Source organism: Lentzea sp. NPDC037011, assembly GCF_055607425.1.
On sequence record NZ_JBVJRT010000003.1, the window covers coordinates 772,768 to 787,807 of the forward strand.

Sequence of the window (15,040 nt, forward strand, 5' to 3'; positions counted from 1 at the left end):
CCGGTGAGTCAGGAGCGGTCCGCGATCCCCCGCGCGATCTTCAGCTCCACCAGGTCCTGCGGCCGCAACCGCAGCTGGTCCGCCGTCTCCCGCGCCTGGTCCCGGTCGCGCTTCAGGATCGCCGCCGCCAGCTCCGGCGAGATCACGGCGAGGTAGCTGTCCGGCGTCACCCACGTCCGGTCCGGTGCCGCGAACGCCAGTGCACCGCCCGATCCGCCCTCGCCGATCAGCAGCGTCGTGACCGGGGCGGACGCCGACGCCACCGCCGTGAACATGTCCGCTATCGCCGGCCCGGCCCCGGCCTCCTCCGCGGCCAGGTCGTTGGCCGCGCCCGGTGTGTCCACCAGCGTCAGCACCGGGATCGCGAGCCGGTCGGCCAGCCGCACCAGCCGTGCCGCCGTGCGGAAGCCCGCGGGACGGGTGGCCGTGCCGCACTGGGCCGCGAACGCGACGGCAGCGCCCTCGCGGAACCCGAAGCCGCACAGCACACCCGGATCGACGCCACCGCAGCGGTCGCCGCTGATCGGCTCGTACCAGTCGAAGTACGCTACGAGGTACTCGGCGGCACGGGGACGGCCCGGCGCGCGGGCGTTCTCCACCGCCTCCCAGCCGGTCCGCGGCAGCGTCGCCGAACCCAACGCCGGCGGCACCGCGGCGGGAACGGGCGACGGGGTGGTCAGCAGGCGCAGCCACCGCTCCAGGCGCGGCCGGAGCTCGCCCGGCGGCACCAGCTGGTCGACCGAACCCGCTGCGAACTGCTGGGCCACCGCGTACCCCGGCGGCCGCACCCGCGAGCCCGCGAACCCCACCTGCGCGTCCTCCAGGCCCAGCACGACGTCCGCGCCCGCGCCGAGCGTCGCCCAGCCACCGCCGGTCGACGGGTCGCGCAGGACCGAGAGGTGCGGCAGGCCGGCGGCGCGGGTCAGGACGAGCTGGCGCGCGATGCGGTGCAGCTGGGTGAGCGCGACGGTGCCCTCCTGCATGCGGCTGCCGCCGGTGGCGACCAGGGACACGACCGGCAGGCCCGACGAGCGGGCGTGGGAGAACGCCTGCTCGATGCGCGTGCCGGTATGGGTGCCCAGCGAGCCGCCGAGGAAGCCGAACTCGAACGCCACGACCACCGCGCGGACGGCACCGATCGACGCGACGCCGCACACGACGGACTCCCGTTCGCCGGTGCGGTCCGCGGCGGCGGTCAGCGAGGAGCCGTAGCCGGGCCACCCCAGCGGACCGTCCGACACCCCGGGCAGGTCGCCGGGCAGCTCGGTGAACGACGTGGTGAGCGCCGCGATCAGCGCCCTGGCCGGTTCACGGCCGGAGGGCACGCTTCATCACCTTGCCCATGTCGTTGCGCGGCAACGACTCCACGAACCGCACCCGCCGCGGGCGCTTGTGCGGGGTGAGCAGCCGGGCGACGTGGTCGGCCAGCTCGCGTTCGGACGGCGCGGCACCGGCCGGCACGACCCAGGCGACGATCCGCTCGCCCAGGTCGTCGTCGGGCTCGCCGGTCACCGCCACCTCCTTCACCGCCGGGTGTTCGAGCAGCGCGTTCTCGATCTCGCCGGCGCCGATCTTGTAGCCGCCGCTCTTGATGATGTCCGTGGCCTTGCGGCCGACGATCCGGTAGTAGCCGTCCGGGTCGCGGGTGCCGACGTCACCGGTGCGGAACCAGCCGTCCGCGAACGCCTCCGCCGTCGCGTCCGGGCGGTTGAGGTACTCGGTGAACAGGTTCGGGCCGCGCACCTGGATCTCGCCGATGGCACCGGTCTCGTCCAGCACGGCACCGCCGTCGTCGACCAGCCGGACCTCCACACCGGCCAGCGGCAGGCCGACCGCGCCGGGTTTGCGGTCGCCGTCGGCGCGGACGCTGGTGTTCATCAGCGTCTCGGTCATCCCGTAGCGCTCCACGACCCGCTGCCCGGTCGCCGCCGCGATGCGTTCGTGGTCGCGCACCGGCAACGCCGCCGAACCCGACACCAGCACCCGCGCACCCCGCAGCGCCGCCGCCAGCGCCGGGTTGTCACCGACCTCTTCGGCGATGCGGTGGTACATGGTCGGGACGCCGAACATCATCGTGCCGTCACCGGACAACGCCTCGGTGAGCGCGGCGGTCGAGAACTTGCCCAGGTGCACGACGGTCCCGCCGCGCCGCAGCGGCCCGAGCACGCCGAGGATCAGGCCGTGCACGTGGAACAACGGCAACGCGTGCACCAGCACGTCGTCCCCCGTCCACTGCCACGCGTCGGCCACCGCGTCCAACGTGGACGTGATGGCGCGGCGGGGCAGCACCACGCCCTTGGGGGACCCGGTCGTGCCCGAGGTGTAGACGATCAGCGCGGGCGCGTCGTCACCCGGCTCCGCGAACGTCTCGGCGGAAGCACCGCCGAGGGTCACGTCGAGCCGCGGCACCGACCGCAGGCCCGGCGGCAGCTCGACACCCGGCGCCGCGAGCACCGCGGCCGGTGCGCTGTCCGAGACGATGTGCGCCAGCTCCCGTTCGCCGACCTTCGGGTTGAGCGGCACGGCGGGCACCCCGGCGAGCAGCGCCGCGACGACGGCCACGCACGTCTCGATCGTTGAGGTGGCCCACACCGCCACCCGCGGCAGGCCGGTGAGCCGCTGTGCCAGGGCGCCCGCGCAGGACGCGAGCTCGGCGTGGGTCAGGGCTTGGTCGCCGAAGCGGAGGGCGACGCGGTTCGAGGGCGACGAGAACAAGGCACTCACCAGATTCCGGGGACGACGAGGGCGAGCCAGACCAGCGGCGGCGCCGCCGCGACCATGATCCCGCCGTAGACCATGAGCTGCTTGAAGAACTTGTCGCGGTCCACGTCCTGCGCGCCGGCGAGCACCAGCGCGCCGTTGGTGGAGAACGGGCTGACGTCGACCACGGTCGCCGACACCGCGAGTGCCGCGATCAGCCCGACCGCGCTGACCTCGCCCTGGAGCAGGAACGGCACGGCGAGCGGGATGAGCGCGCCCATGATGCCGACCGACGAGGCGAACGCCGACACGATCGCGCCGATGTAGCAGATCAGCAGCGCGGCGACCAGCGGTGCGCCGACACCGGCCACCGAGTCGCCGGCCCACTTGATCGTGCCCATCGTCTGCAGCACGGCGACGTAGGTGAGGATGCCGCAGATCAGCAGCACGGTCGGCCAGGTGATCTGGTTGATCGCCTGTTTGCTCTGCTCCGGCCACACCACGCTCAGCAGCACCGCCACGGTGATCGCGGCCAGGCCGACGTCGAGGTCGAACACCAGCGCGGCCACGACGAGCGCGACCAGGCCGGCGAGGGTGGCGATCCGCGGCGCGGTGAGGGTGGTCCGCTCCTCGGTCCCACCGCTGTCGCCGGGGACGTCGCCACCACTGCCGGTCCGCACCAGCGCGGGTGTCTCCAGCGGCTGGCGGGCGAGCTTCAGGCCGCCGCACACCACGAACACCACGGCCGCGATGAGCAGGTTCACCACGAGACTGGCCAGGAACAGCACGACCTCGTTGCCCGGCAGGCCTTCCTTGGCCACGATGCCGTTGACGATCGTGCCGTAGATGCTGATGGGGGAGAAGCCACCGGCCTGCGCGCCGTGCACGACCATCACGCCCATGAGCAGCGGGCTGATCCGGTACTTGGCCGCGAAGCCCATGGCGATCGGCGCGATGATCGCCACCGCCGCCGGGCTCACGGCACCGATCGCCGTCAGCACGCCGGTGATCGCGAACATCACCCACGGCATCAGCGCGATCCGCCCGCCGACCACCCGGATCGCCTGGTGCACCAGCCAGTCCGTGGTGCCGTTGGCGCGCGCGATGGCGAACAGGAACGTCACGCCCACCAGCACGACGAACAGGGAACCGGGGAAGCCCTTGAAGATGTCGTCGGCCTTCATGCCGGCGACCAGCGTGCCGACCCCGAAGGCCGCGGCGAACGCGAGCGCGCCCATGTTGACCGACCGGGTCGTGGCGATCACGAACACCACGACCAGCACGAGGATCGAGATCAGTTCGGCGGACATGCGGGGCTCCCGTCGTCGGTGCTGTCCGAGCTGGGCCGGTGGTCCGGGTCAGTGGCCGAGTGGCTCAGCCACTTTCCGCCCGCGGTCCACCGGCTGTCAAGAGGTGGCCTAGTGGCTGAGCCACTTGACCGGTTACCCTGGGCAGATGTCCGAGGCGCTGCGGCCGGTGGTGAAGTCCCGCCTGTACGAGCAGGTGCTCGAACGCCTGCGCGCCCACGTCGCCGAGGCGGGTCTGAAGGCGGGGGACAGGCTGCCGCCCGAACGCGACCTCGCCGCCGGCCTCGGGGTGAGCCGCGCGTCGGTCAAGCAGGCGATCGTGGTGCTGGAGGTACAGGGCCTGGTCGAGGCCCGCCACGGCGGCGGCACCTACCTCGTGCGCGACACCCTCGACGTGGAGCCGGTCGAGCAGCTCGTCGAACGCCGCAAGCGCCTCCCGGACGTGCTGGAGGCCCGCGAGGCCATGGAGACCAAGCTGGCCGAGCTCGCCGCCGAACGCCGCACCGCCGCCGAGCTGGAGGACATCCGGCTGGCACTGGACTTCATGCGCGACGAGATCGCGGACGGCGGGGCCGGCGTGGAGGGCGACCGCCGGTTCCACGCCGCCGTCACCGCCGCGGCGCACAGCGCGCTGCTGGCCGAGTTCATGCGGACCATCGCCACGCAGATCACCGAGAGCCGCACCGAGTCGCTGCGCCAGCCCGGCCGCCCGTCGCGGTCGCTGGCCCAGCACACCGCGATCTACGAGGCCATCGCCGCCGGTGAACCGAAGAAGGCGGCGATGGCCATGCGCAGGCACGTGCGGACGGTCGCGAAGGTCAGGCTCCTGGACTGGGTCCCGGAGGACTGACCGTCAGCGGAGGTCGACCACCACCCGCCGGTGCGCCGACTTCGCCATCGCCTGCACGGTGCGCGTGGTGCCGTCGGCCCTGTGCACGACGACGGTCCAGTCCCGCTGGGACACCTTGCCGGGGAACCAGCCGCGCGCCGGGTCGATCGTCACCTTCCCGTCCTCGTGCTTGATGCGCGTGCGCGCGGACAGCTTGCGGTCGTCGTCCTCGTAGAGCGAGAACTCACCGCGAGCGCCTTCCGTGACGTGCACGGTCAGCGCGTCGGCCTTGTTCTGCACGTGGTTGGCGACGTTCCCGGTGCGCTCCACCAGCAGGCCGCCCGAGCGCAGGAACACCGGCATGGTGTCGAGGCCCGCGCTCACCGTCGCCCAGGTGTTGCCCTGGTACACCCGGCCGGTGAAGTAGTCGGTCCACTGGCCCGGCGGGAACCACACCCGCGTCTCGCCGACCTCACCCGGGGTGGTGATCGGTGCGACCAGCATGTCAGACCCCAGCAGGAACTGCGTGTCCACGGTGGAGTACGCCTCCGGGCTGCTCGGGTACTCCAGGTACGCGGGACGCACCATCGGCACACCGGTCCGGTTGGCCTGCTCCGCCAGCGTGTAGAGGTAGGGCACGAGCCGTTCGCGCAGGTTCAGGAACTTCGTCGCCGAGGCCTGCGCCGCCGGCCCGTACTGCCACGGCAACCGGTCGCCGTGGTTGCTGTGCAAGCGGGTGATCGGCTGGAACGCGCCCAGCTGCACCCACCGCGCGTACAGGTCGTCCGGCAGCTTGGTGGTGTGGCGGAGCTGGCCGTTGTCGAGGTAGGTCTCCGAGCCGCGCAGCCCGGTGGTGTCGTTGTGACCGCCGATGTCGTGGCTGATGTTCGACATGCCGGTCGCCACGCCCTCCGCTGAGGTGAGGCCGATGGTGCCCTTCATCGCACCCCACGTCGACGAGGTGTCGCCGGTGAAGTGCAGGGTGTGCCGCTTCTCCGCCCACGGACCGGTCGGCAGCGGGCCGGACCCGCTGTAGCCGCCCGCCTGCAGCGAGCCGTAGCCGCGGGAGAACGCGAACCCGCGGTCCAGGGTGGACAGCTTCGCGTACTCCTCGTTGATCAACGTGTCCGGCGTGACGCCGCGTGCCGACGAGCCGGAGCCGTCGCAGCACCAGTCGAGCCACCAGAAGTCCGTCTTCATCGGCCGGTGCAGGTCCAGGTACGCGCGCAGCTGGTCGGGGTCCGCCCAGTCGAACGCGTAGCTGTCGACACCGCCGCGGCTGCCGTTCTTCGCCAGCTTGCCCTTCGCGGTGGCCTGGGCCTGCGCGAAGTCGGGGTCGTCGGCCTGGATGCTCGGGTGGATGTTCAGCGTGCTGTGCAGGCCCTGCCCGTGCACCCAGTCCTGGAAGTCGGCCGGGAACTTCGCCGGGTCGACCCGCCAGCCGTTCCACGCGTTGTGCGCCTTGAAGTCCGTGTCGATCACGAGGACGTCCAGCGGCACGCCGTTCGCGCGGAACGCGGGCACGATCCGGTCGCGGAAGTCGGCCGCGGTCCGGTCGATGTACTCCGAGTACCAGACGCCGTAGGCCCAGCTCGGCAGCAGCTTCGGGCCACCGGTCAGCGTCGCCAGGTCACCCAGCGCGGCCTTGTAGTCCTGGCCGTAACCGAAGACGTACCCGTCCTGGTAGGGCTGTGCGCCCCGGTCCGGCCGCACGGCCCTGGTGGCGAGAGCGGAGGTCGTGTCGTCGAGCAGGTACCAGCCGTCGCGGTGCAGCAGACCGGCGTACAGCCTCGGCGGGCCGTCGTCGCCGGAGTAGCCGTCGAGCGAACGCCGGTAGCCGCCGAGCTGGAGGTGCTGCGACGTCGAGGCGATCCCGATGGTGTCGAGGTTGACGTGGCAGCCGGTCGCCGGGCACGTGACGGCGAGCTCCGAGCTGCCTGCCGGCAACGGCACCTGCGCCGTCACCGTGCCCCAGGTCGCCCAGTTCGCCGTGGCCGGCAACGAGACCGCCGTGCCGTTGACGAACACCGTGCGCGCCTCGTGCTTGCCGTCGCCGCCGACGCCGTTGGCGTAGCGCAGCTGGACCGCGTGGGTGCCCGCCGCCGGGACCCCGCTGACCCGCTGCCTCACGCTCCTGCCGCCGACCAGCTCGGCGACGAACCCGGTGCCCGCGTACCCGGCGTGCTCGTCGGCGATGTCGGCGTCGGTCACGCTGTTCTCGGCCTCGCAGGTGGTGCCGAACCGGCACTCGTCGGTCGCCCGCTGCGTCGGGAACGCCTGGCCGGCTGTGAGGACCGCGAGGCTGTCAACGTTGACATTGCCGGAGTCGCCCGCTCCTCGCGTCAGTGCGACGCGGTGCTCGCCGGCGGTGAGGTCGACCTCGGTCTCGGCCAGCTGCCAGTCCCGCCAGTCCGCGGTCCTGGGCAGCGTGACCTGCTTCGGCGCCTTGCCGTCGACGCCGATCCCGAGCGTGCGGCTTTCGTGCTTGCCGTCACCGCCTTGCCCGTTGGCGTAGCGCACGACGATCCGGTGCTTGCCCGCCGCGGTGGCGCGGACGGTCGCCGTGACGCCGTTGTTGAGGTACTGGAACCCGGCTGCGAACCCGCTGCCGGTGTGACCGGGGTGGTCGGCCGCGATCAGCAGGCCCTCGCGCTGCTGGTCCTCGACCTCGCAGAGCTGCCCGGTCGCGCACACGACCCGCCGCCACGGGGACGCGGTCGTGCTCGCCGTCTTGACCTCCAGGTTGTCCGCGCGGAACGGCCCGGAGTCGACCCGGTAGCGCAGCGTCATCGCCGAGGTGGTGATGACCAGCCAGCCGTTCTCGGTGCGCGAGCGGTAGGCAGTGCGGGGGAAGCCGGCGCGGTTTACAACGTTGTAAGTGGCCGCGTTCTCGAAGCGGCGGTCACCGGCGTACTCGGTGCGCACCAGGGTGGGGGAGAGGACCTGGAACCTGGCCTGCCCGGACACGACCGTGTCCGTCGGCTGTGCGGTCGCCGGAATCGGCAGGACCAGGCCCAGTAGTGCCAGCAGAGGTAGTGCTGTCGTGCGTTTCCGCATCGGGTCTCCTCGTTGACAACGTTGGCGTGCGAGGGTCGTTCAGGTTCTTGCACACACCCTGGCCTGCCCGGGTGGACCGATCAAGAGGGAATTCGGCCTGACATGATGCCGCCGTGCGCACAGCGGAAGCGATCTTGCGGGACACCGGCTGGGACGACCTGGAACACGCCTGCGGTCCCGCCTCCGACGCCCTCGGTCGGCTGGCGGCCCTGCTCAGCGAGGACCCGGAGGCCTGCGGAGACGCCCTCGGCTTCCTCGACTCGGCGCTGCTGCACCAGGGTTCGGTCTGCTCGGCGACCCTCCCGGCCGCCGAGCTCGTGGCCGCGGTCCTCGACGACCCGCGCGTGGGTGTCCCGTGTGAGAGCGCTCTGCCGTGGGATGAAAGGGAACGCCCGCTGCGCGCCGCTCTGCTGGAGTGGCTCGGCGCGTTCGCGGAGTCGGTGACGTGGGACGACGAGGACGAGGACGACGAAGAGGCCGAGGACGACCCGTGGGTGGCCGGCCGGCTCCTCCTGCCGGACCTCTTCGACCGGGTCGCGCCGTTCCTGGACGACACCGACCCCGCCGTGCGCCAGGCGGCCACCGGTGCCGTGGCGCACCTGCTCCAGGCCGACGAGCTCGCCGACCGGCGGGGCGCCGTGGCCGACCGGTTGCTGCGCGCGGCGCAGGACGCGTCCCCGGCGGAGCGCGCGGGCATCGCGCTGAGCCTGGGCGGCTGGGGCATCCCGGCCCTGCTGACCGACGACCACCCCGGCGTGCGGGCGTGCGCGGCCGTCACCACCGTGCACGACGGCGATCCCGCGGCGCTCGCGGAGGTCCGGGCGGCGTTGCGCGACCCTGAGGCAGCCGACGACCTGCTCGGCGAGCACCCGCCCCAGCTGGAGGGAAAGCTGCGGTTCCAGCTGGTCGCGGCGCTGTTGCGGCGCACGACCGAGTTCGACGAGATCGCCGACGAGGCCGTGGCGGTCGCCCGGATGACCAACGAGTACACGGTGGACGCGGACTGGGGACCGCTGCTGCTCAGGGCGTTCCGCGGCGGTCCAGGTGATCGGCTCTCCGAGGCGCAGCGGCGCTTTCTCGGCGCGGTGGTGGACAACGACCGCTGCTGGGGCTCGATCGCGAACCGGGTGCTGTGGCTGCGCAGGGCCGGTCTGCCCGCCGACCGCGACGGGCTGCGCGCACTGCTCTGATTGGCCGTGGCGGGCAAGGGCCTGACCTTACCACCGTTCAGCGCCTGATCAGCGGAGCGGCGCCGAGTGCCGTCTCCAGCTGCTCCCAGCGCGTCACCAGGTCCGACATCATCACCATGAGCACGTCGGGGAACGCGTACAGGAAGCTCTGGTACCGGTAGTGGTCCAGGTAGTACACGACCACGTCGTCGGTCAGCGCCGTCGCGGACGTGGTGCGGGCGTTGAAGAACAGGTCGTGGTGGCCGAGCAGCGCGCCCCTGCCCAGCCGCGCGCGCTCGTAGATGCCGCCGAAGTCGACCTCGACCTCACCGGCGCGCACCAGGAACACGCCGTGGGCCGGGTCGTCCTCGCGGAACAACCGGTCACCGGCGCTGAACGGGATCTCGTCGAACATCGACGCCAGCGTCTCCAGTTCGGCGTCGGCCAGCGCGGTGAACAGGCGGACGCCGTGCGGGTCGGTGCTGTCGCGCAGGCACGCCACCCGTTCGGTCAGCTCGGGCTCGCTCAGGTGCGTCATCCGCATCCGCACGAACCGCAGCATCCGGTCGACGTTGCGCGTCTGGCGGCGCGGCGTGCCGGCGCTCGGCGGTGCGAACAGCGTCGCGTCACCGCTGATCCTGGCTGCCTCGCGCCGCCCGGACTCGTAGGCGCTGTGCACGCAGCCCCAGTGGTAGGGGTTCGTGCCCTCGCCGGCGAAGTGCAGCCAGTCGCCGACCGGTTCGGCGAGCGCGGCGACGTCCTTCGACGACGAGCCGACGCCGATGCACGTGTAGGAGCCGCGGGCGAACGGGTCGGCCGTCCACGCCGTGCGCGAGATGTGCTGCGGTGCGGGCACGTCCGGGCCGAAGACGTCCCGCACCACCGTGGTCGCGTACGCCTCGACGTGCTCGTCGGTCCACGTCTCCAGCTCCCGGCCCAGCGACGCACCGAGCAGCATCACCAGGATCGGCTTGCCGTGCGACTTCCACATGCTGATGACGACGGTGGGGTAGCGGTCGGTGTCGCGGCACAGGTAGCCGAACACGTACTGGTCGCGCGGCCAGAACGGCTCCGGGTAGTGCAGCGCGATCTTGTTGAGCGTGCCGAAGCCGAGCTTGTCGATCGCCGTCCGCTTGTCGCGGGGCAGCGGCGGGTCGAACCGCACCGCCCGCGCCTTGAGGACGCCCAGCGGCAGCGTCACCAGGACCCTGTCCGCCTCGAACACCCCCTGCCCCGTCGTGACGCGGCCCGGTTCGACCAGCGAGACCACGTGGCCGAGCCGCACGTCCAGCCCCTCGGCCAGAGCGTCCACAACGGACTGGTAACCCCGGTGCAACGTGCTGTCGCCGTAGCCGTACACCAGGTAGCCCTCCTCCCAGTGCTGGAGCGACAGCCGGTCCGGGTCCTCCGCCGCGTCCTCGCGCAGCAGCACGTTGAGGTGGTAGCGGACCGCCTGCTCGTCCTCGGCGGACAACGCCCTCCCGGCGAGGACCTCGCGCAACGCCTGGCCGAGCGCGACGTCGGGCAGCTCGTCCCTGCGGGCGAGCGCGGCGCGCTGTTCGAGCTCGTGCAGCACGTCGTCGGCCAGTTCCAGCGTGCGGCTCTTGTAGCGGTGGCCCACGACCCGGTTGTCCGCGCCGAACAGGTCGAGGCTGTCGAAGCCGCCGGTGTAGGCGCTGTCGCCGCCGACGTAGCTGTACGGGATGCCCAGGTCCTCGACCAGCTCGGTGACCGGGTTGCCGTCGGTGCCGTGGATCCAGTGCGCACCCAGGTCGACGCCGTGCCCATCGGTCCAGATCCGCCCGCCGACCCGGTCGCGCGCCTCCAGCACCGTGACCCGGTGCCCCCGGTCGTGCAACGCGCGCGCCGCGGCCAGCCCCGCCATACCCGCTCCGACCACGACCACGCTGGCTCTCTCCGGCATCGCACGATTGTGCGGTCGGTGGGTTGAGCCCGAACATTCCTCGATCGTGTACTTGCGTCGCAGGTCTTGCCGATACAGCAAGTTCTCGTGCCAGAACGGCCGGTCCGCCACAAGACTCCCCGGCATGATCCGCGCTCTCGTCCTCGTCCTGGCCCTCGTCACCGCCTGCGCCTCACCACCCGCCGAAGTCCCCGAGCACGCTGCTGTCACCCACGACGACCCGGTCTTCTCCCGCACGTTCCAGCACGGGTTCGCCGACGTCGACGGCATCCGCATGCACTACGTGACCGGCGGTGAGGGCACCCCGGTCGTCCTGCTGCACGGCTGGCCGCAGACCTGGTACGGGTGGTGGGAGGTCATGCCCGCGCTCGCCGGGCACCACACCGTCTACGCCGTCGACCTGCCCGGCCTCGGCGACAGCACCGGCACGCCGGCGAGCTACGACAAGGCCACCCTCGCGCGTTACGTCCACACCCTGATGACCCGGCTCGGCGTCCGCGACGCCACCGTCGTGGGCCACGACCTCGGTGCCGCCGTCGCCTTCCAGTACGCCGCGCAGTTCCCCGCCGACACCGCCCGCCTCGGCTACCTCGACCTGCCCCTGCCCGGTCCCGCCGTCGACGCCGCCGCCTACCGCTCCCTGAGCTGGCACATCGCGTTCCACATGCAGCCCCGCGTGCCGGAGGCCGTGGTGGGCAACGACGTCCGCGACTACCTCGCCCTGTTCTACCCGCAGGTCTCCTTCGGCGGCAGCGCGTTCGGCGGCACCGCGGACCGCTCGCCGTTCACCGCCGCCGAGATCGACGAGTACGCCCGCACCTACCGCAGGCCCTCGGCCCTGTCCGGCGGCTTCGACCTGTACCGCACCCTCGACCGCGACGTCCGCGACACCACGGCAGCCGCCCCCGTCGCCACGCCCGCACTGGTGCTCGCCGCGCAGGGGCAGGTCGAGGCCATCCGCGGCACTGCGGCGACCCGGATGACGAACATCGTGCGGGCGGTGGACGTTCCGCGGGCCGGGCACTGGCTGGTGGAGGAGAACCCGGAGTTCGTGACCGCGGAGCTGCTGCGGTTCCTGAAGAGCTGACCACGGGAAATCGGTGGGAACGGGGAGCGGTGGCGTGGTCGAATGCGCCGGTGACCAGCAAGCGCTCCTCGACCACCGTCCGGACCCGGCACCACGCGCACCTCACCGCGCCACGACCCGGCGACGTGCTGAAGTCGGTGTCCGCGGGCCCGTCGGGCGAGGCCGTGGCGCTGTGGGTGGCGGCCGGTGACCTGCCGGAGGGCGCAGGACCCGCCAGCAGGGTGAAGCCCTCGGTGCCGGCCCACGTGACCGTGCACCAGCCGGACCAGGTGCTCACCGTCCGGCTCGCCGGCCTGAAGGTGGACTTCCCGTCGGTGCAGCCGTTGCCCGGCGGCCGCTTCCTGGTGGTGGGTGCGCGGTGCCGGTGGCGGAAGAACGACCCGGAGCGCAACGCGTTCGTGTACGACGCCACCGGCGCGGTGGAGGCCGCGCACACCTTCGGCGACGGAATCGAGCACGTGCAGGCCACGCGCGACGGCGAGGTGTGGGTGGCGTACTTCGACGAAGGCGTCTACGGCAACTTCGGCTGGGGCGAAGCGGACTCCCCGGCGCCCGTCGGGTCCTGCGGGCTGATCCGGTTCTCCGCCGACCTCACCCGGCAGTGGCGGTACCCGTCGCACTGGGAAGACGAGTGGGGTGCCATCAGCGACTGCTACGCGCTCAACGTCGGCGACAGCGCGGCGTGGGCCTGCTACTACACCGACTTCCCGGTGGTGCGGATCGACGACGACGCCGTGTCCGGGTGGCACAACGAGGTGCGCGGCGCGAAGGCGCTCGCCGTGGCCGGTGACCGCATCGCCCTGTACGGCGGGTACGGACCGGACCGCCACCGGCTCGTCGTGGGGGTGCTGGCGAACGGCCGGGTCGAGGTGACCGGGAAGTTCCGGCTGGTCCTGCCCGACGGCCGGTCGCTGCCCAGGACGGCCGAGGTCGTCGGCCGGGGCTCCGACCTGCACGTGTTCGCCGGGGACGAGTGGTCGCGGCTCGGCGTCGAGGACATCGGGCGGTGACGGCGTGGGACGGTGGACCCGTGGACACGACCGAGGTTCTCGGTGCCGTGGCACATCCGGGCGGCCTGCTGGTGCACCACCCGGAACTCGTCGTGGGCGTCGTGCGCGCGATCTCCACGCCCTGGGCCCTGGAGATCGAGCTGCAGGCCCGCCGTTCGCTCGACCACCGCGGCGCGGCCGAAGTCGCACCCCGCCGGTTGCTGCCCGCACACGACGAGGGCGTGGACCTGCGCGTGGGCCGGCTCGACGAGACCGGGCACGCGCACTGGGAGTACGCCCTCTCGTCGTGGTCCGACAGCGGCGACCACGTGGGCGGCACCTCCGGCCATCGGGTCGTGTTCCGCTTCCCGCCGGTGTTCGACGAGATGTCGCTCGTCCTCGCGTGGCCGGAGATCGGCTTCCCCGAGACGGTCGTTCGCCTGCCGCTGCCGGACCGGGCCACCGTCGAGCGGACCACCACCTCGATCTGGCGGGCGCCGGTGGACGTCCGGCCCCTGCCGCAGGGCCTGACCCACCACGTCGCACCGCACCACGACGCACCGGCTCTCGAAACGGGCACGATCGCCGCGCCACCGCTCGTGCTGCACCGCCGCGTCCACCGCGCCGCCGTGGTGCTCACCCGGTTGACCGTCGTGGGTCCGGTGCTGTCCGCGGAGCTGCTCTGCGTCGCCAGGGGCCACGCCGCTGACGTGGTCAACGAGCACGCCTTCTCCGATCGGCAGGACGCAGCGCCGGACGACCCGGCCCGGGTCCGGACGAGTGGCCCCGGCGCCGCCGTGGCGGTCGTCCAGGGGAGCGGGGCGTTCTGGGTGCGGCGGGGGGAGCTGGTCGCCTCCGGTGGCGACCAGACGTTCTCCTGCCTCCAGCAGCTCGTCCTGCGGCGCCCGGAGGACGGGTGGCTCGACCTGGTGGTCGCGTGGCCGCTCGCCGGGCTCGGCGACGTGCTGGTGCGCTTCCCGCTCACCTCTGCCTGAAAGGTCGTCGTTTCCGCCGGTTCAGGCGAAGTGCGTGCCGGCAGGTTCACACGACCGTGTGAAGGATTTGATCTTGGCGCCCCTCGTGCCCCACTCTGCCGCAATCCGACGACGTTGCGAGCGAGAGGTGCCATGGAGCACGAGGCGAACTGGTTCAGGGGCGCTGTCTTCTACGAGGTCCTGGTCAGGGCCTTCAGCGACTCCAACGGCGACGGCACCGGCGATCTGCGCGGCCTCGCGTCCAAACTGGACTACCTGGAGTGGCTCGGTGTCGACTGCCTGTGGTTGCCGCCGTTCTACGCTTCGCCGTTGCGTGACGGCGGGTACGACATCAGCGACTTCCGCGCGGTGCTGCCGGAGTTCGGCACGGTGGAGGACTTCGTCTACCTGCTGGAGGAGGCGCACCGGCGGGGCATCCGGGTGATCACGGACCTGGTGCTCAACCACACCAGTGACGCGCACCCGTGGTTCCAGGAGTCGCGGCAGAACCCGGACGGCCCGTACGGCGACTACTACGTGTGGAGCGACGACGACTCGCGCTACTCCGACGCGCGGATCATCTTCGTCGACACCGAGTCGTCCAACTGGACCTTCGACCCGGTGCGCGGGCAGTTCTTCTGGCACCGCTTCTTCAGCCACCAGCCGGACCTCAACTACGACAACCCCGCCGTCCAGGACGCGATGATCGACACCCTGCGGTTCTGGCTGGACCTCGGCATCGACGGGTTCCGCCTGGACGCGGTGCCGTACCTGTTCGAGCGCGAGGGCACCAACTGCGAGAACCTGGCGGAGACGCACGACTTCCTCCGCAAGTGCCGCAAGGTCGTCGACGACGAGTACCCCGGCCGCATCCTGCTCGCCGAGGCGAACCAGTGGCCGTCCGACGTCGTGGAGTACTTCGGTGACCCGGCGGTGGGCGGGGACGAGTGCCACATGGCGTTCCACTTCCCGTTGATGCCGCGGATCTTCATGGCGGTGCGGCG

11 protein-coding genes are annotated in these 15,040 nt (G+C 72.1%); 6 read left to right on the forward strand and 5 right to left on the reverse strand.

The window, feature by feature from the left end; all coding sequences use genetic code 11:
• Nucleotides 1–8: 8 nt before the first annotated feature.
• Genes ACZ7CH_RS11935 through ACZ7CH_RS11945 form a run of 3 tightly spaced genes read right to left on the reverse strand, consistent with a single transcriptional unit; the run spans nt 9 to nt 4,010 of the window.
• Nucleotides 9–1,325 (reverse strand): carboxyl transferase domain-containing protein, encoded by a 1,317-nt coding sequence (locus ACZ7CH_RS11935; protein WP_470373827.1) that lies wholly within the window; start codon nt 1,323–1,325, stop codon nt 9–11.
• Nucleotides 1,309–2,724, reverse strand: a complete 1,416-nt coding sequence (locus ACZ7CH_RS11940) for an acyl-CoA synthetase (protein WP_470373828.1) — start codon at nt 2,722–2,724, stop codon at nt 1,309–1,311. Before ACZ7CH_RS11940 ends, ACZ7CH_RS11935 begins: the two co-directional genes overlap by 17 nt.
• Nucleotides 2,721–4,010, reverse strand: coding sequence for an SLC13 family permease (locus ACZ7CH_RS11945; RefSeq protein WP_470373829.1), 1,290 nt, complete (start codon nt 4,008–4,010; stop codon nt 2,721–2,723). The genes ACZ7CH_RS11940 and ACZ7CH_RS11945 overlap by 4 nt, the downstream gene beginning before the upstream one ends.
• 145 nt (nt 4,011–4,155) lie before the next feature.
• Here ACZ7CH_RS11945 and ACZ7CH_RS11950 point away from each other — a divergent pair, with 145 nt between their 5' ends.
• Entirely contained in the window at nt 4,156–4,857 is a 702-nt protein-coding gene (locus ACZ7CH_RS11950; protein ID WP_458432028.1) for a FadR/GntR family transcriptional regulator, read from the forward strand.
• Nucleotides 4,858–4,860: 3 nt separating this feature from the next.
• Here ACZ7CH_RS11950 and ACZ7CH_RS11955 read toward each other — a convergent pair whose 3' ends face one another.
• On the reverse strand, nt 4,861–7,893 hold the full coding sequence (locus tag ACZ7CH_RS11955) for a TIM-barrel domain-containing protein (protein ID WP_470373830.1): 3,033 nt from the start codon (nt 7,891–7,893) through the stop codon (nt 4,861–4,863).
• Nucleotides 7,894–8,006: 113 nt separating this feature from the next.
• On the opposite strand from ACZ7CH_RS11955, the gene ACZ7CH_RS11960 reads away from it, so the two are divergent.
• A complete protein-coding gene (locus ACZ7CH_RS11960; RefSeq protein ID WP_470373831.1) occupies nt 8,007–9,083 on the forward strand; it encodes a HEAT repeat domain-containing protein in 1,077 nt (358 codons plus the stop codon).
• A gap of 37 nt (nt 9,084–9,120) precedes the next feature.
• On the opposite strand, the gene ACZ7CH_RS11965 is transcribed toward ACZ7CH_RS11960, so the two are convergent.
• Nucleotides 9,121–11,064 (reverse strand): FAD-dependent oxidoreductase, encoded by a 1,944-nt coding sequence (locus ACZ7CH_RS11965; protein ID WP_470373841.1) that lies wholly within the window; start codon nt 11,062–11,064, stop codon nt 9,121–9,123.
• A 46-nt stretch (nt 11,065–11,110) separates the two neighbouring features.
• Between ACZ7CH_RS11965 and ACZ7CH_RS11970 the strand changes: the two genes are divergently transcribed.
• From ACZ7CH_RS11970 to ACZ7CH_RS11985, 4 genes are all read left to right on the forward strand, one after another.
• Nucleotides 11,111–12,073 (forward strand): alpha/beta fold hydrolase, encoded by a 963-nt coding sequence (locus tag ACZ7CH_RS11970; protein WP_470373832.1) that lies wholly within the window; start codon nt 11,111–11,113, stop codon nt 12,071–12,073.
• A 50-nt stretch (nt 12,074–12,123) separates the two neighbouring features.
• Entirely contained in the window at nt 12,124–13,083 is a 960-nt protein-coding gene (locus tag ACZ7CH_RS11975) for a hypothetical protein (protein ID WP_458432031.1), read from the forward strand.
• 20 nt (nt 13,084–13,103) lie between these two features.
• Nucleotides 13,104–14,057 carry a hypothetical protein gene (locus ACZ7CH_RS11980; protein ID WP_470373833.1) on the forward strand — a complete coding sequence of 318 codons (954 nt, stop codon included), beginning with the start codon at nt 13,104–13,106 and terminating at the stop codon, nt 14,055–14,057.
• Nucleotides 14,058–14,189: 132 nt separating this feature from the next.
• Nucleotides 14,190–15,040 (forward strand): alpha-amylase family glycosyl hydrolase (locus ACZ7CH_RS11985; RefSeq protein WP_470370609.1); only part of this gene is annotated, 851 nt, incomplete at its 3' end.